The 16,989-nt window shown below is 73.5% G+C and carries 4 protein-coding genes; all 4 read left to right on the top strand.

What is annotated here, in order from left to right; translation table 11 throughout:
• Positions 1–237 precede the first annotated feature (237 nt).
• The 4 genes from ABZ815_RS49870 to ABZ815_RS49885 all read left to right on the top strand — a co-directional run bounded on the left by ABZ815_RS49870 (position 238) and on the right by ABZ815_RS49885 (position 16,977).
• Complete coding sequence (locus tag ABZ815_RS49870; protein WP_357709768.1) at positions 238–1,626, top strand: APC family permease; 1,389 nt, start codon at positions 238–240, stop codon at positions 1,624–1,626.
• A 186-nt stretch (positions 1,627–1,812) separates the two neighbouring features.
• Positions 1,813–2,376 carry a dihydrofolate reductase family protein gene (locus ABZ815_RS49875; RefSeq protein WP_357709770.1) on the top strand — a complete coding sequence of 188 codons (564 nt, stop codon included), beginning with the start codon at positions 1,813–1,815 and terminating at the stop codon, positions 2,374–2,376.
• A gap of 439 nt (positions 2,377–2,815) precedes the next feature.
• On the top strand, positions 2,816–7,543 hold the full coding sequence (locus tag ABZ815_RS49880; protein WP_357709773.1) for an amino acid adenylation domain-containing protein: 4,728 nt from the start codon (positions 2,816–2,818) through the stop codon (positions 7,541–7,543).
• Entirely contained in the window at positions 7,540–16,977 is a 9,438-nt protein-coding gene (locus tag ABZ815_RS49885) for an amino acid adenylation domain-containing protein (protein ID WP_357709776.1), read from the top strand. The genes ABZ815_RS49880 and ABZ815_RS49885 overlap by 4 nt, the downstream gene beginning before the upstream one ends.
• The last annotated feature ends 12 nt before the right edge of the window (positions 16,978–16,989 follow it).

Genomic DNA, 16,989 nt, shown 5'->3' on the forward strand with positions numbered 1-16,989 from the left:
GCCCCCCGCCCCCCCCCCCTCCCGGCGCGGCGGCTGCCCGGCCGCCGCGCCTTTCGCATGCCGGGACGGAAGCTCAGCGTGACGACCTGTTCACGGATGACAAGCGGGGATCGTACAGTGTCAGGATGACGGTCGAGATCACGTGGTCCCGGCGGCGCGCGCCGACCGGCCGGGGTTCGCCGTCGCCCGCGCAAGGCACGTAGCCCGCCATCCGCACGGACGAGAAGGACCACCCCCATGGCTCAGATCAGTCCCCCCAGCCCGCCGGAGGCCGGGAGCGGCCAGCCCAGTCTCAAGCGGGTGATGGGCCCCGGCCTGTTGCTGCTGTTCATCGTCGGCGACATCCTCGGCACCGGCATCTACGCCCTGACCGGCCAGGTCGCCGGCGAGGTGGGCGGCGCGGCCTGGCTGCCCTTCACGATCGCCTTCGTCGTCGCGCTGATCACCGCCTGCTCCTACCTGGAGCTGGTCACGAAGTACCCGGAGGCCGCGGGCGCCGCCCTCTACGTGCACAAGGCGTTCGGCAAGCAGGCGCTGACGTTCCTGGTGTGCTTCGCGGTGATGTGCTCGGGCATCACGTCGGCGTCGGCGGCGTCGCGGGCCTTCGCCGCCAACCTGTCCACCGGGTTCGGCCTCGACGCGGGCAACGGCGTCATCCTGCTCATCGCCGTGGGTTTCATGCTGCTGATCCTGGCCGTCAACCTGCGCGGCGTCGGCGAGAGCGTCAAGCTCAACGTCGTGCTCACCGCGGTCGAGCTGTCGGGGCTGCTGCTGGTCATCGTGCTCAGCCTGTACTTCATCTCCGGCGGCCACGCCGACTTCTCCCGGGTCGTCGCCTTCGAGACGCCCGCCGACAAGGGCGTGTTCCTGGCCGTCAGCGCCGCGACGTCGCTGGCCTTCTTCGCCATGGTCGGCTTCGAGGACTCGGTCAACATGGCCGAGGAGACCAAGGACCCGACCCGGATCTTCCCGCGCATGATGTTCGCCGGCATCGGCATCACCGGGGTGATCTACGTGCTCGTGTCCGTCTGCGCGGTCGCCGTCGTGCCGGTCGGGCAGCTCGCCGCCAGCGAGACGCCGCTGGTGACGGTGGTGCAGACGGCGGCTCCCGGCGTGCCGATCGCCTCGCTGCTGCCGTTCATCTCGATGTTCGCGGTCGCCAACTCGGCGCTGATCAACATGCTGATGGCCAGCCGGCTGCTGTACGGGATGAGCAAGCAGGGCGTGCTGCCGCCGTTCCTGTCGGCGGTCCACGCCACCCGACGCACGCCGCACGCCGCGATCCTGTTCACCACGGTGATCGCGATCGGTCTCATCACGTTCGTCTCGCTGGTCCCCGACAGCCCGGTCGTGGCGCTGCTGGGTGGCACGACCTCGCTGCTGCTGCTCGCCGTCTTCGCCGCGGTCAACGTCGCCGTACTCGTCCTGCGCCGGGACGTGACCGGCACCGAGCACTTCAACGCGGGCCGCGTGCTCCCCGTGGTGGGCACGATCACCTGCCTCTACCTGGTGCTGCCGTGGTCCTCCGGGCGCCCGGCGGGCCAGTACGAGATCGCCGGCATCCTGCTGGTGGTCGGCGCGATCCTGTGGGGGGCGTCCTGGTTGTCGGGCCGGCGCCGGGCCTGACCGGCTTTCGCCGGGATTTCCGCCGGCATTCCGGGCGGGCGGCGCCTGACGCGAATCCGCGCGCCATTCGCCGGCCTTTTCCCTTCCGATTCCGCCCCCGGCGGCCTTAAGCCCGGCGGAAGAAGACCGTAAGTATGCTCCGGCATCGTGGAGACCACACAGAGCGGAACCGGAAGGGAAACACCGATGCGCAAGGTCAAGCTCCAGCTCCAGATCACCACGGACGGCTTCGTGGGCGGCCCCGGCGGCGAGATGGACTGGCTCCGGTTCCCCTGGACCGACGACATCAACGCCCACGTCGCGGCGGTGTGGGAGCCGGTCGACACCATCGTGCTGGGCCGCAGGCTGGCCGAGGGCTTCATCCCGGCCTGGGAGTCGCGGCCGGCGGGCGAGACCGAGGAGGGCATCGACAAGATGATCAACACTCCGAAGGTCGTCATCTCCCGCAGCCTCACCGAGTCGCCCTGGAGGAACGCCGTCGTGGCGGGCGGCGACCTGGCCGAGACCGTCGGCGAGCTGAAGGCGAAGCCCGGCGGCGACGTGATGGTGGCCGGCGGCGCCTCGATCGGCCGGCAGCTGATCTCCCTGGGGCTGATCGACGAGCTGCACCTGTTCGTCAACCCGGTCGCGATCGGGGCGGGGCTGCCGTTGTTCCCGGCGGGCGAGGGCTACCAGAGGCTGCGCCTGGTCGCCGCGCGCCCGTTCGACTGCGGCGTGGTGGGCCTGCACTACGAGCCGGAGCGTTCCTGAGGCGTCCGCCCTTCGTGGCGGCGGGTGGTGAACCGCGCTCAAAGAACGCGAGCACGTGCACGGGAAGCGCCTGAGAATGGCCCGCCCGTGCACTTCGCCTTTCTGGTCAGAGCGTCGCTGACCTGTAGATAGTCCGGCTGTCAGCATCGGTAATGCGGGGGCTCGAAGAATGGCGGCCGGCTCGCCGGAACGGTCTCCCGGCGGGGGGACGCCGGGCGGGGGAAGGGGCGCGACGGCCGGACGTCCGGCAGATCCGGTCGTCCGGCGGCACAGGCGATCGCGGGGCCCGGGGGGATGCCCGGCCGGCAGAGGGCAAGCGCCCAGGACGCGGCGCTGTCAAGCGATTCACTCCAGGGTTGACACCCCTCTGGCAAGAGGGTCATTCTGTTCCGCGGCGTGCCCAAAAGTCCCAAAAACTCAACAATCGGCAGGCGTGACAATGACGTCAGATGCAGCCCCCTCAGCATCTGTTCTGCACCGTTACCAGGACCGGCTGCGCGCGACCCCGGACAGGGTCGCCGTTTCGGCCGGTCGAGAACACCTCACGTACGGCGAGCTGGACCGCCTGGCGAACGGCGTGGCCGCTCGGCTGCGCGAGCCCGCCCTGAACGGACGGCCCGGCGGACGGCCCTGGGTGGCCGTGCTCGCGGGCCGGTCGATCCGGCAGGTCGCGGGCCAGCTCGGCGTCATGAAGGCGGGGCTCGCCTTCGCCCCGATCGACCCGGCCACGCCTGCCGAACGGATCCGCGCCATGCTGGCGGGAGCCGCCGCCGTGGTGACCGAGCCGGAATGGGCCTCGCTGGCGCCCGACGGCGTCCCCGTGATCGACACGCTCGTCCCCGCCGACGAGCCGTCCGAGCCGGTGCCCGTGCCCGTGCCCGGCCCGGACGACCTGGCGTACGTCATCCACACGTCCGGCTCGACCGGCACCCCCAAGGGCGTGCTGGTCCCCCACCGCGCGCTGTCCAACCTGATCGCCTGGTCGCACGAGACCTTCGGGCTGGACGGCCGGGCCCCGCTGCTCACCAGCCCGAACTTCGACCCGTCGGTCTGGGAGATCTGGATGTACCTGACCGGGGGGACCACGATGGTCATCCCCGACGAGCGCACCAGGCTCTCGCTGCCCGCGCTGCGCGACTGGATCGTGGAGCAGGAGCTGACCACCTGCTACGCGCCCACCCCCATCGCCGAGGGCCTGCTCGGCCTGTCCTGGCCGGACGGGACCAGCCTCGCCACGCTGAGCACCGGCGGCGACCGGCTGACCGTCCACCCGCGTCCCGACCTGCCGTTCCGGCTGGTCAACCTGTACGGCCCGGCCGAGTGCGCGGTCAACGCCATCGCCGGCGAGGTGCCCCCGCACGACGGCCGCACCCGCCCGCCCGCGCTCGGCAGGCCGCTGCCCGGCGTCACCGTCCACCTGCTGGACGAGGAGCTGCGGCCGGTCGAGGAGGGCGAGATCCACCTCGGCGGCGTGTGCGTCGGCCTGGGCTACCTCGACCTGCCGGAGCTGACGGCCGAACGCTTCGTCCGCGACGGCGAGGGGCGCCTGCTCTACCGGACCGGCGACCTGGCCCGCCGCGACGCCTCGGGCGAGTACGAGTTCCTGGGACGGCTGGACGACCAGGTCAAGATCCGCGGCAACCGCGTGGAGCTGGGCGAGATCGAGACCGTGCTCGGCCGCCACCCACGGGTGCGGGCGGCGACCACGGCCGTGCGCGGCGGCGACCTGGTCGCCTACGTCGTGGGCCCGGCCGGCGAGCAGGAGGCCCGCGCCCACCTGCGCAGGTTCCTGCCGGACTACATGATCCCCACCGCCTGGGTCTTCCTGGACGAGCTGCCGCTGACCGTCAACGGCAAGGTGGACCGTGCCGCCCTGCCCGAGCCGGTCCGGAGCGCCCGCGCGGTCACGCCGCCCGGCACGCCCACCGAGGCCGCGCTCGCCGGGATCTGGCAGGACCTCCTCGACGCCGGGCCGATCGGCGCCGACGACGACTTCCTGGCCCTCGGCGGCCAGTCGCTGCTGGCCATGCGCATCGCCGCCCGCGCCTGCGAGCTGTTCGGCAGGCCGGTCGAGCCCCGGATGCTCTTCGAGCACCCCACGGTCGCCGCCCTCGCCCGCGCGATCGACGGCCTGCCGCCCGCGTCCGCCGCCCTCGCCCCCGCCGAGGGCGTCACCCCGGCGCAGCGCCGCCTGTGGTTCATCGACCAGGTCGCGCCCGGCGGCTCGCAGTACAACGTGCCGATCCTGATCGCCCTGGACGGCCCCCTCGACGCCGCACGGCTGGAACGGGCGATCAACGAGATCGTGCGCCGCCACCCGCCGCTGCGCACCCGCTACGAGGAGCACGACGGCGAGCCCGTCGCCGTGATCGAGCCGGCCGCGACGATCCCCCTCAAGGTCGTGGACGCCACCCCGCGCGGCGCGGACGCGCTGGCCAAGCACGCCGCCCGCGACCCGTTCGACCTCCGGAACGGTCCCGTGCTGCGGGCGCTGCTGCTGCGGCTGGCCGACGACCGGCACCGGCTGCTGGTGACCGTGCACCACATCGCCTTCGACGGCTGGTCGGCGGGCGTCCTCCTGGACGAGCTGGCGCGGCTCTACGCGGGCGAGAGCCTGCCCGAGCCGGCCCGGCCGTACCGGCGCGGAGCGGGGGGCGACGGGCTGCCGTACTGGCGGAAGGTCCTGGAGTCGCCGCCGGAGCGGCTGGCGCTGCCCGGCGACGGCCCGGGATCGGCCGAGCCGCTGCGGCGCGGCGCCCGGGTGCGGGCGACGCTGCCGGACGGGCTGCTCACCGAGCTGGAGTCGCTGGCCAGACGCTCCCAGGCGAGCCCGTTCATGGTGCTGTTCGCGGCCTTCCAGGCGCTGCTGCACCGCTACACCGGCCAGGACGACCTGGTGACCGGCGTGCCGTTCGCCGGCCGGGAGGCGCCCGGCGCCGACGCCCTGATCGGCTTCTTCGTCGAGACGCTGCCGATCAGGACCGGGCTGGCGGGCGATCCGACGTTCGAGGGCCTGCTGGCGCAGGTGCGGGCCCCGGGCCGGCCCCCCCCCTCGGCCGGCCCGCGGGTCCTGATCGGCTGGCTCCGGGCCCCGGGCCGCCGCCCCCCGTCCGCCGTGTGGTTCGCGATGCCGCCCCGGGGGGGCGCCCGGCGGGGCGGCGGGGTCACCTTCCGCGTGCTGGAGGAGGTGGAGAACGGCGGCGCCAAGGCCGACCTGGTGCTCTACGCCGAGGGCCGGGAGATGAGCCTGGAGTTCGCCACCGACCTGTTCCAGCGCGCGAGCGCCGAGCGGCTGCTGGGCCATTACGTGCGCGTGCTCGAACAGGTGGCGGCCGACCCGGCCGCGCCGGTCTCCGCGCTGCTCGCCCGCGGGCACGAGCCGCCGGGCCGCGGCCCCGACCAGTGCCTGCACGGGCTGTTCGAGCAGCAGGCGGACCGCACGCCCGACGCGGTCGCCGTCGAGTTCGAGGGCGACCGGCTCACCTACGCCGAGCTCGACCGCCGGGCCAACCAGCTCGCCCACCTGCTGCGCGAGCTGGGCGTGGGCCCGGAGGTGCCGGTCGCCCTGCACGTACGTCGCTCGCTCGACCTGCCCGTGGCCCTGCTCGGCATCCTGAAGTCGGGCGGCGCGTACGTGCCGCTCGACCCGTCCTACCCCGAGGGCCGGCTCACCCAGGTGCTGGAGCGGGTCGAGACGCCGGTCCTGGTGACCCACCGGGCGCTGGCCGGCAGCCTGCCGCACGAGCGTCCGGTGTACGTCGACACCGAGCTCGACGGCCGCCCCGGCCACCGCCCGGACAGCGGCGTCACCCCGGACGACCTGGCCTACATCCTGTTCACCTCGGGCTCGACCGGACAGCCCAAGGGCGTCGAGATGACCCACCGCCCGGTCGCCAACCTGATGGCCTGGCACGGCGGCGCGTACCGGAGCCTGCAGTTCACCGCGCTCGGCTTCGACGTCTCGGTGCAGGAGATCTTCAGCACCTGGGCGTACGGCGGGACGCTGGTCATGGTCAGCGACGAGCTGCGGCGCGACCCGGCCGCCCTGCTCGACCACATCGCCACGAACCGGGTGGAACGCATCTTCCTGCCGTTCGTGGCGTTGCAGTCGCTGGCCGGGGCCGGGATCGAGCCGCCCGAGACGCTGCGCGAAGTGATCACCGCGGGCGAGCAGCTCCAGGTCACCCCGCAGCTCGAACGGTTCGTCAAGCCGTGGATGCGGCTGCACAACCAGTACGGTCCGACCGAGGGCGCGATCATCGACATCGCCCACACGCTCACCGGCCCGCCGCAGGACTGGCCCCGGCTGCCGCCGATCGGCCGGCCCGTCCCGGGCGTCCAGACCCCGATCCTGAACCGGCTGGGCCACGAGGTGCCCGACGGCGTGCCGGGCGAGCTGCACCTCGGCGGCGCCTGCCTGGCCAGGGGCTACCACGGCCGGCCCGACCTGACGCGGGAACGGTTCATCACCTGGTGGGACGGCCGCCGGCTCTACCGGACCGGCGACCTGGCCCGCCGCGACGCCGCCGGGGACATCGAGTTCCTGGGCCGCGCCGACGACCAGGTCAAGATCCGCGGCTACCGGGTCGAGCCGGGCGAGATCGCCGCCGTGCTCGCCGGGCACCCGGCCGTGCGCGAGGCGTTCGTCATGGTCAGGGACGGCGCCCTGGTGGCGTACGTGGTCGCCGGCGGCACGCCCGAGCTGCGGCCGTACCTGGCCGAGCGGCTGCCGGAGTACATGGTGCCGAGCACGTACGTGCCGCTGGCGGCGCTGCCGGTGAACCCGTCGGGCAAGGTGGACCGGCAGGCGCTGCCCGAGCCCGGCCCGGCCGCGCGGGCCGTCACGGCGGCCCCGGCCACGCCGCTGGAGCAGGCCGTCGCCGCCGTCTGGCAGGAGGTGCTGGGCGGGCAGGTCGGACGGGAGGACAACCTGTTCGAGCTGGGCGGCAACTCGCTCAACGCCACCCGGATCGCCTCCCGGCTGCGCGACGCGCTGGACGTCCGGGTGCCGCTGCGCACGCTCTTCGCCCGCCCGACCGTCGCCGAGCTGGCCGCCGAGCTGGCCTCCCCCGAGGTGGAGACGGCCGCCGAGCTCTATCTGATGGTGGCCGCGTACTCCGACGAAGAGGCCGAGGCCCTGCTGCGTTCCATGGAAGGTGACCAATGAGCCTGTCAGCACAGCAGCGGCAGCTCCTCGACGCGTTACGCAAGAAGAAGCAGCAGCAGGCGGCCGGGCGGCCCAGGCCCGAGCGGCTGCCGATGTCCTTCACCCAGCTCCGCGCCTGGTACCTCGACCGGACCGCGCCCGGGGCCGCCCACTACCTGATCCCGCTGGCCTTCCGCATCGAGGGCCCGCTCGACCGCGAGGCGCTGCACCGGGCTCTCAACGCCCTGGTGGCCCGGCACGAGAGCCTGCGCACCACGTTCGCCATGGACGAGGACGGGCCGTACCAGGTCGTGGCGGACACGCTGACGATCCCCCTGGCCGACGCGCCCGACGACGCGCCGATGGACCTGACCGCCGGCCCGCTCGTCCGCGCCTGCCTGGAGCGCGAGGACGACGAGCGGCACGTGCTGCGTCTGACCCTGCACCACATCGTGGCCGACGCCTGGTCCCTCGACGTGCTGCGCCGCGAGCTGAGCGCCCTGTACGAGGGCCGCGAGCTGCCCCCGCTCTCCCGGCAGTACCCGGACTACGCGATCGAGCAGCGCGACCGCGACCACGGCGAGGACCTGGCCCACTGGCTCGGCGCGCTGACGGGCGCGCCGGCGGTCACCGAGCTGCCCCCGGACCTGCCGCGCCCGGAGGTCCAGACGTACGCGGGGGCCGAGCTGCCGTTCTCGCTGGACCTGCCGCGCGAGGAGTTCGCGGCCTACTGCCGCGGCCTCGGGGCCACGCCGTACATGGTGCTGTTCGCGGCCTACCTGGTGGTGCTGGCCCGCCGTTCCGGCCAGGACGACCTGGTCGTGGGCACGCCCATCGCCAACCGCGACCAGGTCGAGTACGAGGGCCTGATCGGGTTCTTCACCAACACCCTGGCCGTCCGCGCCGACCTGTCGGGCGGGCCGTCGTTCGCCGAGGTCGTCGAGCGGGTCAAGGAGGCGGTGCTCGACGCCCACGACCACCAGGCGATGCCGTTCGAGCGGCTGGTGGAGGAGCTCAACCCCGAGCGCCGCCTGGACCGCAGCCCGGTGTTCCAGACGATGTTCAACATGCTGCCCGAGGCCGCCTCGGAGCTGGAGCTGGCCGGGCTGACGGTCACGCCGGTGGAGATCCCCGAGCGCACCGCCAAGTTCGACCTCACCGTGGGCGTCCGCGAGACCCTGGACGGGCTCGTCGAGTACAACACCGACCTGTACCGGCCGGGAACGGTCCGCGCCCTCGTGGCCGACCTGCGGCAGGTGCTGGCCACGGCGATGCGCGGCGACGAGGCGGCCGGGCACATGCCCCGCCACCAGGTCGTCCAGCTCGTCACCCGGGCCTGGCGGGAGACGCTGGGCACCGGCGACTTCGGGCTCGACGACAACTTCTTCGAGGTCGGCGGCCACTCGATGCTGGCCCTCCAGGTGCACGAGCGGCTGCGCAAACGCTTCGCCCTGACGGTCACCGACCTGTTCAGGTATCCGACGATCTCCACGCTGGCGGCCTACCTGAGCCCCGGCGCCCCCACCACGCCGGAGACGGCCCCCACCGCCACGGCGACCGCGGGCGGCGCCCTGGCCATCGTCGGCATGGCCTGCCGCTTCCCCGGCGCGAACGGCCCCGGCGAGTTCTGGACGGCGATCCGCGACGGCGTCGAGGCCGTCCAGGACTTCACCGACGAGGAGCTGCTCGCCGACGGCGAGGACCCCGAGCGCCTGGCCGACCCTGCCTACGTCAGGTCGGGCACGGTGCTGGACGGCATCGACCTGTTCGACGCCACGCTGTTCGAGTTCACCCCGCGCGAGGCCGAGATCCTCGACCCGCAGCAACGCCTGTTCCTGGAGACCGCCTGGGAGGCGCTGGAGGACGCGGGCTGCGACCCGGCCCGCCACCCGGGCCACATCGGCGTCTTCGCCGGCTCGGCGATGAGCAGCTACTTCATCGAGAACCTGCTCGCCGCGCCCGACGTGCTCAAGGCGGTGGGCGAGTACCAGGTCATGCTGGCCAACGACAAGGACTCGCTGCCCACGCGGACGTCGTACAAGCTGGACCTGCGCGGGCCGAGCGTCAGCGTCAACAGCGCCTGCTCCACCTCGCTGGTCGCGCTGCACCTGGCCCGGCAGAGCCTGCTGGCGGGCGACTGCGACATGGCGCTGGCCGGCGGCGTCCGGGTCAACGCCTGGACCCGGCGCGGCTACGTGTTCCAGAGCGGCGGCATCGGCTCGCCGGACGGCCACTGCCGCCCCTTCGACGCCGGCGCCCAGGGCACGATCGGGGCCAGCGGCGTGGGCGTCGTCGTGCTCAAGCGGCTGGAGGACGCGATCGCGGCGGGCGACACGATCCACGCCGTCGTCCGCGGCTCGGCGGTCAACAACGACGGCACCAGGAAGGTCGGCTACACCGCCCCCGCCGTGGACGGGCAGGCAGAGGTCGTCACGGCGGCCCTCGCGGCGGCCGGCGTCGAGCCGGACACGATCGGCTACGTCGAGGCGCACGGCACGGGCACCGCGCTCGGCGACCCGATCGAGGTCGCGGCGCTGTCGCAGGTCTTCACCGGCGACCGGCCGATCGCGCTGGGGTCGGTCAAGTCCAACATCGGGCACGCCGACGCGGCCGCCGGCATGGCCGGGCTGATCAAGACCGTGATGGCGCTCAAGCACCGCACGCTGCCGCCCACGGTCAACTTCGGCACGCCCAACCCGCGCATCGACTTCAGCCCGTTCTACGTGCCGACCGCCAGCGCCGAGTGGCCACAGGGCGAGGGGCCGCGGCGGGCGGGCGTCAGCGCGTTCGGCATGGGCGGCACGAACGCCCACGTCGTGCTGGAGGAGGCGCCCGAACCGGCCGCCGGGCAGGCGGCGACGCCAGGACCGCACCTGCTCGTCCTGTCCGCCGCCACAGAACCGGCGCTGGCCGAGTCGGCCGAACGGCTCCGTGACCACCTGCGCACCCGTCCCGAGCTGGACCTGGGCGACGTCGCCCGCACGCTGCGGCACGGCCGACGCGCGCTGCGGCATCGCGGCGCGCTGGTCGCCGAGGACACCCCGGCGGCGCTCACGGCCGAGCTGGTCACCGGCGAGGCGCGTCCGGGCGAGCTCGCGTTCGTCTTCCCCGGCCAGGGCGCGCAGCGCCGCGGCATGGGCGCGGGCCTGTACCGGTCCGGCGGCGTCTTCCGCGCCGTCGTGGACTCCGCCGCCGCGATCCTGGAGCCGTTTCTCGGCCTCGACCTGCGCGAGGCCCTGTACGGCGAGGCCGGCGACCTCGACCAGACCTGGCTCACCCAGCCCGCGCTGTTCGTCACCGAGTACGCGCTCGCCCGCACCCTCATCGAACGCGGCGTGCGCCCGTCGATGATGGCCGGGCACAGCATCGGCGAGTACGTGGCCGCCTGCCTGTCCGGGGTCCTCACCCTGGAGGACGCCCTGCGCCTGGTCGCCGCCCGCGGCCGCCTGGTCCAGGGCCTGCCGCCCGGCTCGATGCTGGCCGTGCCGCTGCCCGAGGACGAGGTGCGCGGCCTGCTCGGCGAGGAGCTGTCGCTGGCCGCGGTCAACGCCCCCGGGTCGTGCGTCGTGGCCGGTCCGGGGGACGCCGTCGCCGCCCTGGAACAGCGGCTGGCCGGGCGGGGCGTCACCTGCCGGGCGCTGCGCACCTCGCACGCCTTCCACTCCTCGATGCTCGACCCGGTGCTCGACGCGTTCGCCGCCGAAGTCGCCTCGGTACGGCTGCGCGCGCCCGAGGTGCCGTACCTGTCGAACGTCACCGGCGGCTGGGTGAGCGACGCCGAGGCCGCCGACCCCGGCTACTGGGTGCGCCACCTGCGCGAGGCGGTGCGCTTCGCCGACTGCGCGCAGGCTCTGGTGACGGCCGGGGCGACGGTGGCGGAGGTCGGCCCCGGCCGCACGCTGAGCACGCTGGTGCGCCGGCAGGGCGGCCGGTCGGTCGCCCTGCTCGCCGAGCCCGAAGGCGGCCCGGCCGCCCTGCTCGAAGGCGTCGGACGGCTCTGGGTGGCCGGCGCGGACGTCGACTGGGCGGCGTTCGCGCCTCCCGGGCGGCGGGCGTCGCTGCCGACGTACCCGTTCGAGCGGCGCAGCTACTGGATCGGACCGCGGGCCCGCCGCCACGAACTGGCCGCCGTCCCGGCGGCGGTGGCGGCAGAGGGGCTCGACCCGGTGGCCGCCGCCTGGCGGGACGTGCTCGGCATCACGCCCGCCGGCCCCTCGGACGACTTCTTCGAGCTGGGCGGCGACTCGCTGGTGGCCACCCAGCTCGCCTCCCGGCTGGGCCTGCCCATCGAGGCGGTCTTCGAGCACCCGACGCTGGGCGGGCAGCGGGCGCTGGTCGCCTCCGCGGCCGAGCCCGAGGTGATCCGGGCCGTCGCGGAGCCGGGTCCGGCGCCGGTCTCGTTCATCCAGCGGCGCATGTGGTTCATCGACCAGGTGCACGGCTCGGCCGCCTACGCCGTGGCCACCGCGCTCGACCTGCGCGGCGACCTGGACGTGCGGCTCCTGCACGACGCGCTGCGCGAGCTGGTCCGGCGGCACGAGGCGCTGCGGACCGTCTTCCACGCCCCGGACGGCGAGCCGGTGCAGGTCGTGCTGCCTCCCGGGGAGACGCCGCTGCCGGTCGAGGACTGCGACGACGTCGAAGGCGCCCTGAGCAGGGACGCGGCCGAGCCCTTCGACCTGGAGCACGGCCCGCTGTTCCGGGCCCGGCTGCTGCGCACGGCCGCCGACCACCACGTGCTGTCGCTGGCCTTCCACCACATCATCGTGGACGGCTGGACGATCACGATGCTGGAGGGCGAGCTGGCCGCGCTCTACAACGGCGACAAGCTGCCCGAGCCCGGGTACGGCTACCGTGACTACGCCCGCTGGCAGCAGGAGCAGGCCACCGACCTGGGCTTCTGGACCGAACGGCTGCGCGGCGCCCCGCACAGCCTGGACCTGCCCACCGACCGACCGCGCCCGCCGATGCAGACGTTCGAGGGCGCGGTCGCCACGCACACGCTGCCCGCGGAGCTGGCCAAGAGGCTGCGCGGGCTGAGCCAGGAACGCGGCGCGACGCTCTACATGACGCTGCTGGCGGCGCTGCACACGCTGGTGTACCGCTACAGCGGCCAGGAGGACGTCTGCGTCGGCTCGCCGGTGGCGGGGCGCACCCGTCCGGAGTTCGAGAGTGTGGCCGGCTGCTTCATCAACACGCTGGTCATGCGCGCCCGGCTCGACGGCGACCTGCCGTACACCGAGCTGCTGGCGCAGGTGCGCGAGTACGCGCTCGGCGCCTACGCCCACCAGGGCGTGCCGTTCGAGCGGCTGGTGGAGGAGCTGAACCCGCCCAGGGACCTGTCCCGCAACCCGCTCTTCCAGGTGCTGTTCAACCTGCTCAACCTGCCCCAGAGCGACCTGGGCATGACCGGGCTGACCGTGACCGACCGGCCCGTGGAGACCCGCACCGCCCAGGTGGACCTGGCTCTCCAGGTCTACGAGCAGGACGACGAGCTGCTGTGCCGGCTGGAGTACAACACCGCGCTGTACGACGAGGGCACCGCCCGGCGGCTGCTGCGCCACTACGAGCTGCTGCTCGGCGCGATCGTCGAGGCGCCCGCGACCCGGCTGTCCGCTCTGAGCTTCCTCACCGGCGAGGAGCTGGCCGAACAGCTCGGCGGCCAGGACGGCCAGGCGCCCGGCGGCTGCGTGCACGAGCTGGTCGAGGCCCAGGCCGACCGGACGCCCGACGCGGTGGCCGTCGCCTTCGAGGGCGAGTCGCTGACGTACCGGGAGCTGGACGAGCGGGCCAACCGGACCGCCCACCGGCTGCGGTCGGCCGGCGTCGGCCCCGAGACGCTGGTCGGCGTGGCCATGGAACGGTCGGCCACGATGCTGGTCACGCTGCTCGGCGTGCTCAAGGCGGGCGGCGCGTACGTGCCGCTCGACCCGATGTACCCCCAGGACCGCCAGGACTACATCCTCGGCCACTCCGGCATCGGCGTGCTGGTCACCGAGCGCGAGCTGGCCGGGCGCTACACCGCCTTCCAGGGCCAGCTGCTCCTGGCCGACGACGGCTTCCCCGGCGAGAGCGCGGCCCGGCCGCCCGCCCTGGCCACGGCCGGGAACCCCTGCTACGTCCTGTACACCTCCGGCTCGACCGGGCAGCCGAAGGGCGTGCGCGTCCAGCACTCCTCGGTGGTCAACTTCCTCGACTCGATGAGCCGCGAGCCCGGCCTGACCGGGCGGGACACGCTGGTGGCCGTCACGACGTTCGCCTTCGACATCTCCGTGCTGGAGCTGTTCCTGCCGCTCACCGTCGGGGCCAGGGTGGTGATCGCGAGCCGCGAGGCCGCCTACGACCCGCTGCGGCTGGCCGCCCTGCTGGAGGAGGCCACCGTCATGCAGGCCACCCCGGCGACCTGGCGGCTGCTGCTGTCGGCGGGCTGGGCCGGCAGGGCCGGTCTGAAGGCGCTGTGCGGCGGCGAGGCGCTTCCCGCCGACCTGGCCGCCGACCTGCGCGGCCGGGTGGCCGAGCTGTGGAACATGTACGGGCCGACCGAGACCACGATCTGGTCCACGATCACCAGGGTCGGCGACGGGCCGATCACGATCGGCCATCCGATCGCCAACACCCGGATCCTGCTGCTCGACGCCGCGCTGGAGCTGGTGCCGACCGGCGTGATCGGCGAGCTGTACATCGGCGGCGCGGGCCTGGCCCGCGACTACCTCGGCCGGCCGGACCTGACGGCCGAGCGGTTCGTCACCTGGCAGGACGGCAGCCGGCTCTACCGGACCGGCGACCTGGCCCGCCGCCGCGGCGACGGGACGATCGAGTTCCTCGGCCGGGCCGACGGCCAGGTGAAGGTGCGCGGCTACCGGATCGAGCTGGGCGAGATCGAGACGCTCCTGCTGGCGCATCCGGCGGTCGGCTCGGCGGCGGTGGTGGTGCGCGGCGCGGAGGAGGACAAGAGCATCGCCGCCTACCTGGTCGCCGACGGCGAGCACGACTGGCGCGAGCACCTGCGGCGCAAGCTGCCCGACTACATGATCCCGTCGTCGTTCACCCTGCTGGACGCGCTGCCGCTGACCCCCAACGGCAAGGTGGACCGCAAGGCCCTGCCCGAGCCGGTGGGTCCGACGCGGTCCGAGGGGACGGCGCCGCGCACCCCGGCCGAGGTCCGGCTGGCCGAGCTGTGGTCGTCGATCCTGGGCGTGAGCGGCGTCGGCATCGACGACGACTTCTTCGCGCTCGGCGGCGACTCCTTCAAGGCCGTGCGCGCCGTACGCGACTCCGGGATCCCGGCGACCGTACTGGACCTGTTCAAGAACCCGACGATCCGCGCGTTCGCCACGCTCGACGGGTCGGCCCAGCCCACCGGGCTGCTGCACGAGCTGACGCCGCCGCGTCCCGCGGCCACGGTGACGCTGGTCTGCCTGCCGTTCGCGGGGGCCGGGGCGATCACGTACCAGCCGCTGGCGGCGGCGGTGCCCGAGCACATCACGATGCTCGCGCTGGAGCCGCCGGGCCACGACACCGGCAATCCCGGCGAGCCCGCGCTGCCCTTCACCGAGCTGGTCGAGGGCTGCGTGAAGGAGATCAAGGAACGGGTGCGCGGGCCGGTGCTGCTGTACGGGCACTGCATGGGCGGCGCGCTCACCGTCGAGCTGGCGCGCCGGCTGGAGGAGGAGGGCGTCGACCTGGTGAAGGTGGTCGTCGGCGGCCACTTCCCGGCGCCGCGCCTGCCCGGCAAGGCGTTCGCCTGGTTCCGCCGGGTCTTCCCGATGGAGCGGTGGACGTCCAAGCGGCAGGCGCTGGAGTTCCTGCGGGCCATGGGCTTCTTCACCGAGGACCTGGACCCGCGCGAGCGCGACTTCATCATGGGCGTCTTCCTGCGCGACACCCAGGAGGGCGAGGACTACTACACCCGGCTGTACCAGGAGCCGATCAGGAAGCTGTCCGCGCCGCTGGTGTGCGTGGTCGGCGAGAACGACCGCGCCACCGAGCTGTACGAGGAGCGCTTCCGCGAATGGGAGGCGTTCTCCGACTCGGTGTCGCTGGAGGTCATCCCGAAGGCCGGGCACTACTTCGCCAAGCACCAGGCGCCCGAGCTGGCCGAGATCCTCGGCGGCGGCGAACGGCCGCCCGCGCCGCTGCCGCCGCGCTTCCAGCAGGCCAGCCTGAAGACGTTCTTCCTGGTGGCCTTCGGCCAGCTCGTGTCGCTGATCGGCACCGGGCTGACCACGTTCGGCCTCGGCCTGTGGGTCTACCAGCAGACGCGGTCGATCTCGATGTTCGCCATCGTCTCGGTCATGGCGCTGCTGCCCGCCGTGGTGCTGGCGCCGATCGCCGGCACGGTCGCCGACCGCTGGAACCGCCGGACCGTCATGATCACCGCCGACTCGGCGGCCGGCTTGGCCTCGGCCTCGCTGGCCGCGCTGCTCTGGACGGGCGGGCTGCACCTGTGGCACGTCTACGTCATCGTCGCGGTCGGGTCGATCTCCACGGCCTTCCATCAACCGGCGTACATGGCGGCGGTGGCCCAGCTCGTGCCCAAACGGTATTACGGCAGGGCCAACGGCATGGCCCAGCTCGGGCAGGCGGCCGGGACCGTCCTGGCGCCGCTGCTGGGCGGGGCGCTCATGGCGGCCGTCGGGCTGCGCGGCGTCATCGTGATCGACCTGTCCTCCTTCCTCTTCGCGGTCACCGTGACGCTGGCCGTCCGTTTCCCGAACGCGCTGTTCAAGAAGCAGGAGGAGCCGTTCTGGCGGGAGGTGACGGGCGGCTGGCGCTACATCACCCGCAGGCACGGCCTGCTGGCGATCATCCTGTTCACCTCGTTCCTGAACTTCCCGTTCGCGATGGTCGAGGTGTTGTCCACGCCGCTGCTGCTCAGCCTCACCGACACCCGCGGGCTCGGCATCGCGCTGTCGATGACCGGCGTGGGCCTGGTGATCGGCAGCGTGATCATGACGGTGACCGGCGGCCTGACCCGCCGCACGAACGGCATCCTGGGCTGCTTCGTCGCCCTGGGCGTCGCCTTCGCGGTCATCGGCCTGGCGCCCCACCCGGCGCTGCCCGCGACCGGCCTGTTCCTCGTCGGCCTGCTGACCGCGCTGCTGAACGCGCACTGGTTCTCGATCGTGCAGCAGAAGGTCGGCCTCGACCTGCAGGGCCGGGTCATCGCGACCAACCTGATGCTCAGCTGGGCCATGGTCCCGATCGGCTTCCTGCTGGCCGGCCCGCTGGTCGAGCACGTCTTCGACCCGATCGCCGGGGCCGCCCGGGGCCGGGGCATCGGCCTGCTCACGATCGTGGCGGGCGCGGTGACCGTGCTGATCGGCCTGGCGGCCTGGCGGTACCGGCCGGTCCGCTACCTGGAGGACGACCTGCCGGACGCGATCCCGGACGCGGTGGCCATCACCGACAAGGATCTGATCCAGCAGGCCGCCGACCGCCAACTGGTTCCCTGAACCGACGTCCCC

Source organism: Nonomuraea sp. NPDC047529 (assembly GCF_040642995.1).
Taxonomy (GTDB): Bacteria; Actinomycetota; Actinomycetes; order Streptosporangiales; family Streptosporangiaceae; genus Nonomuraea.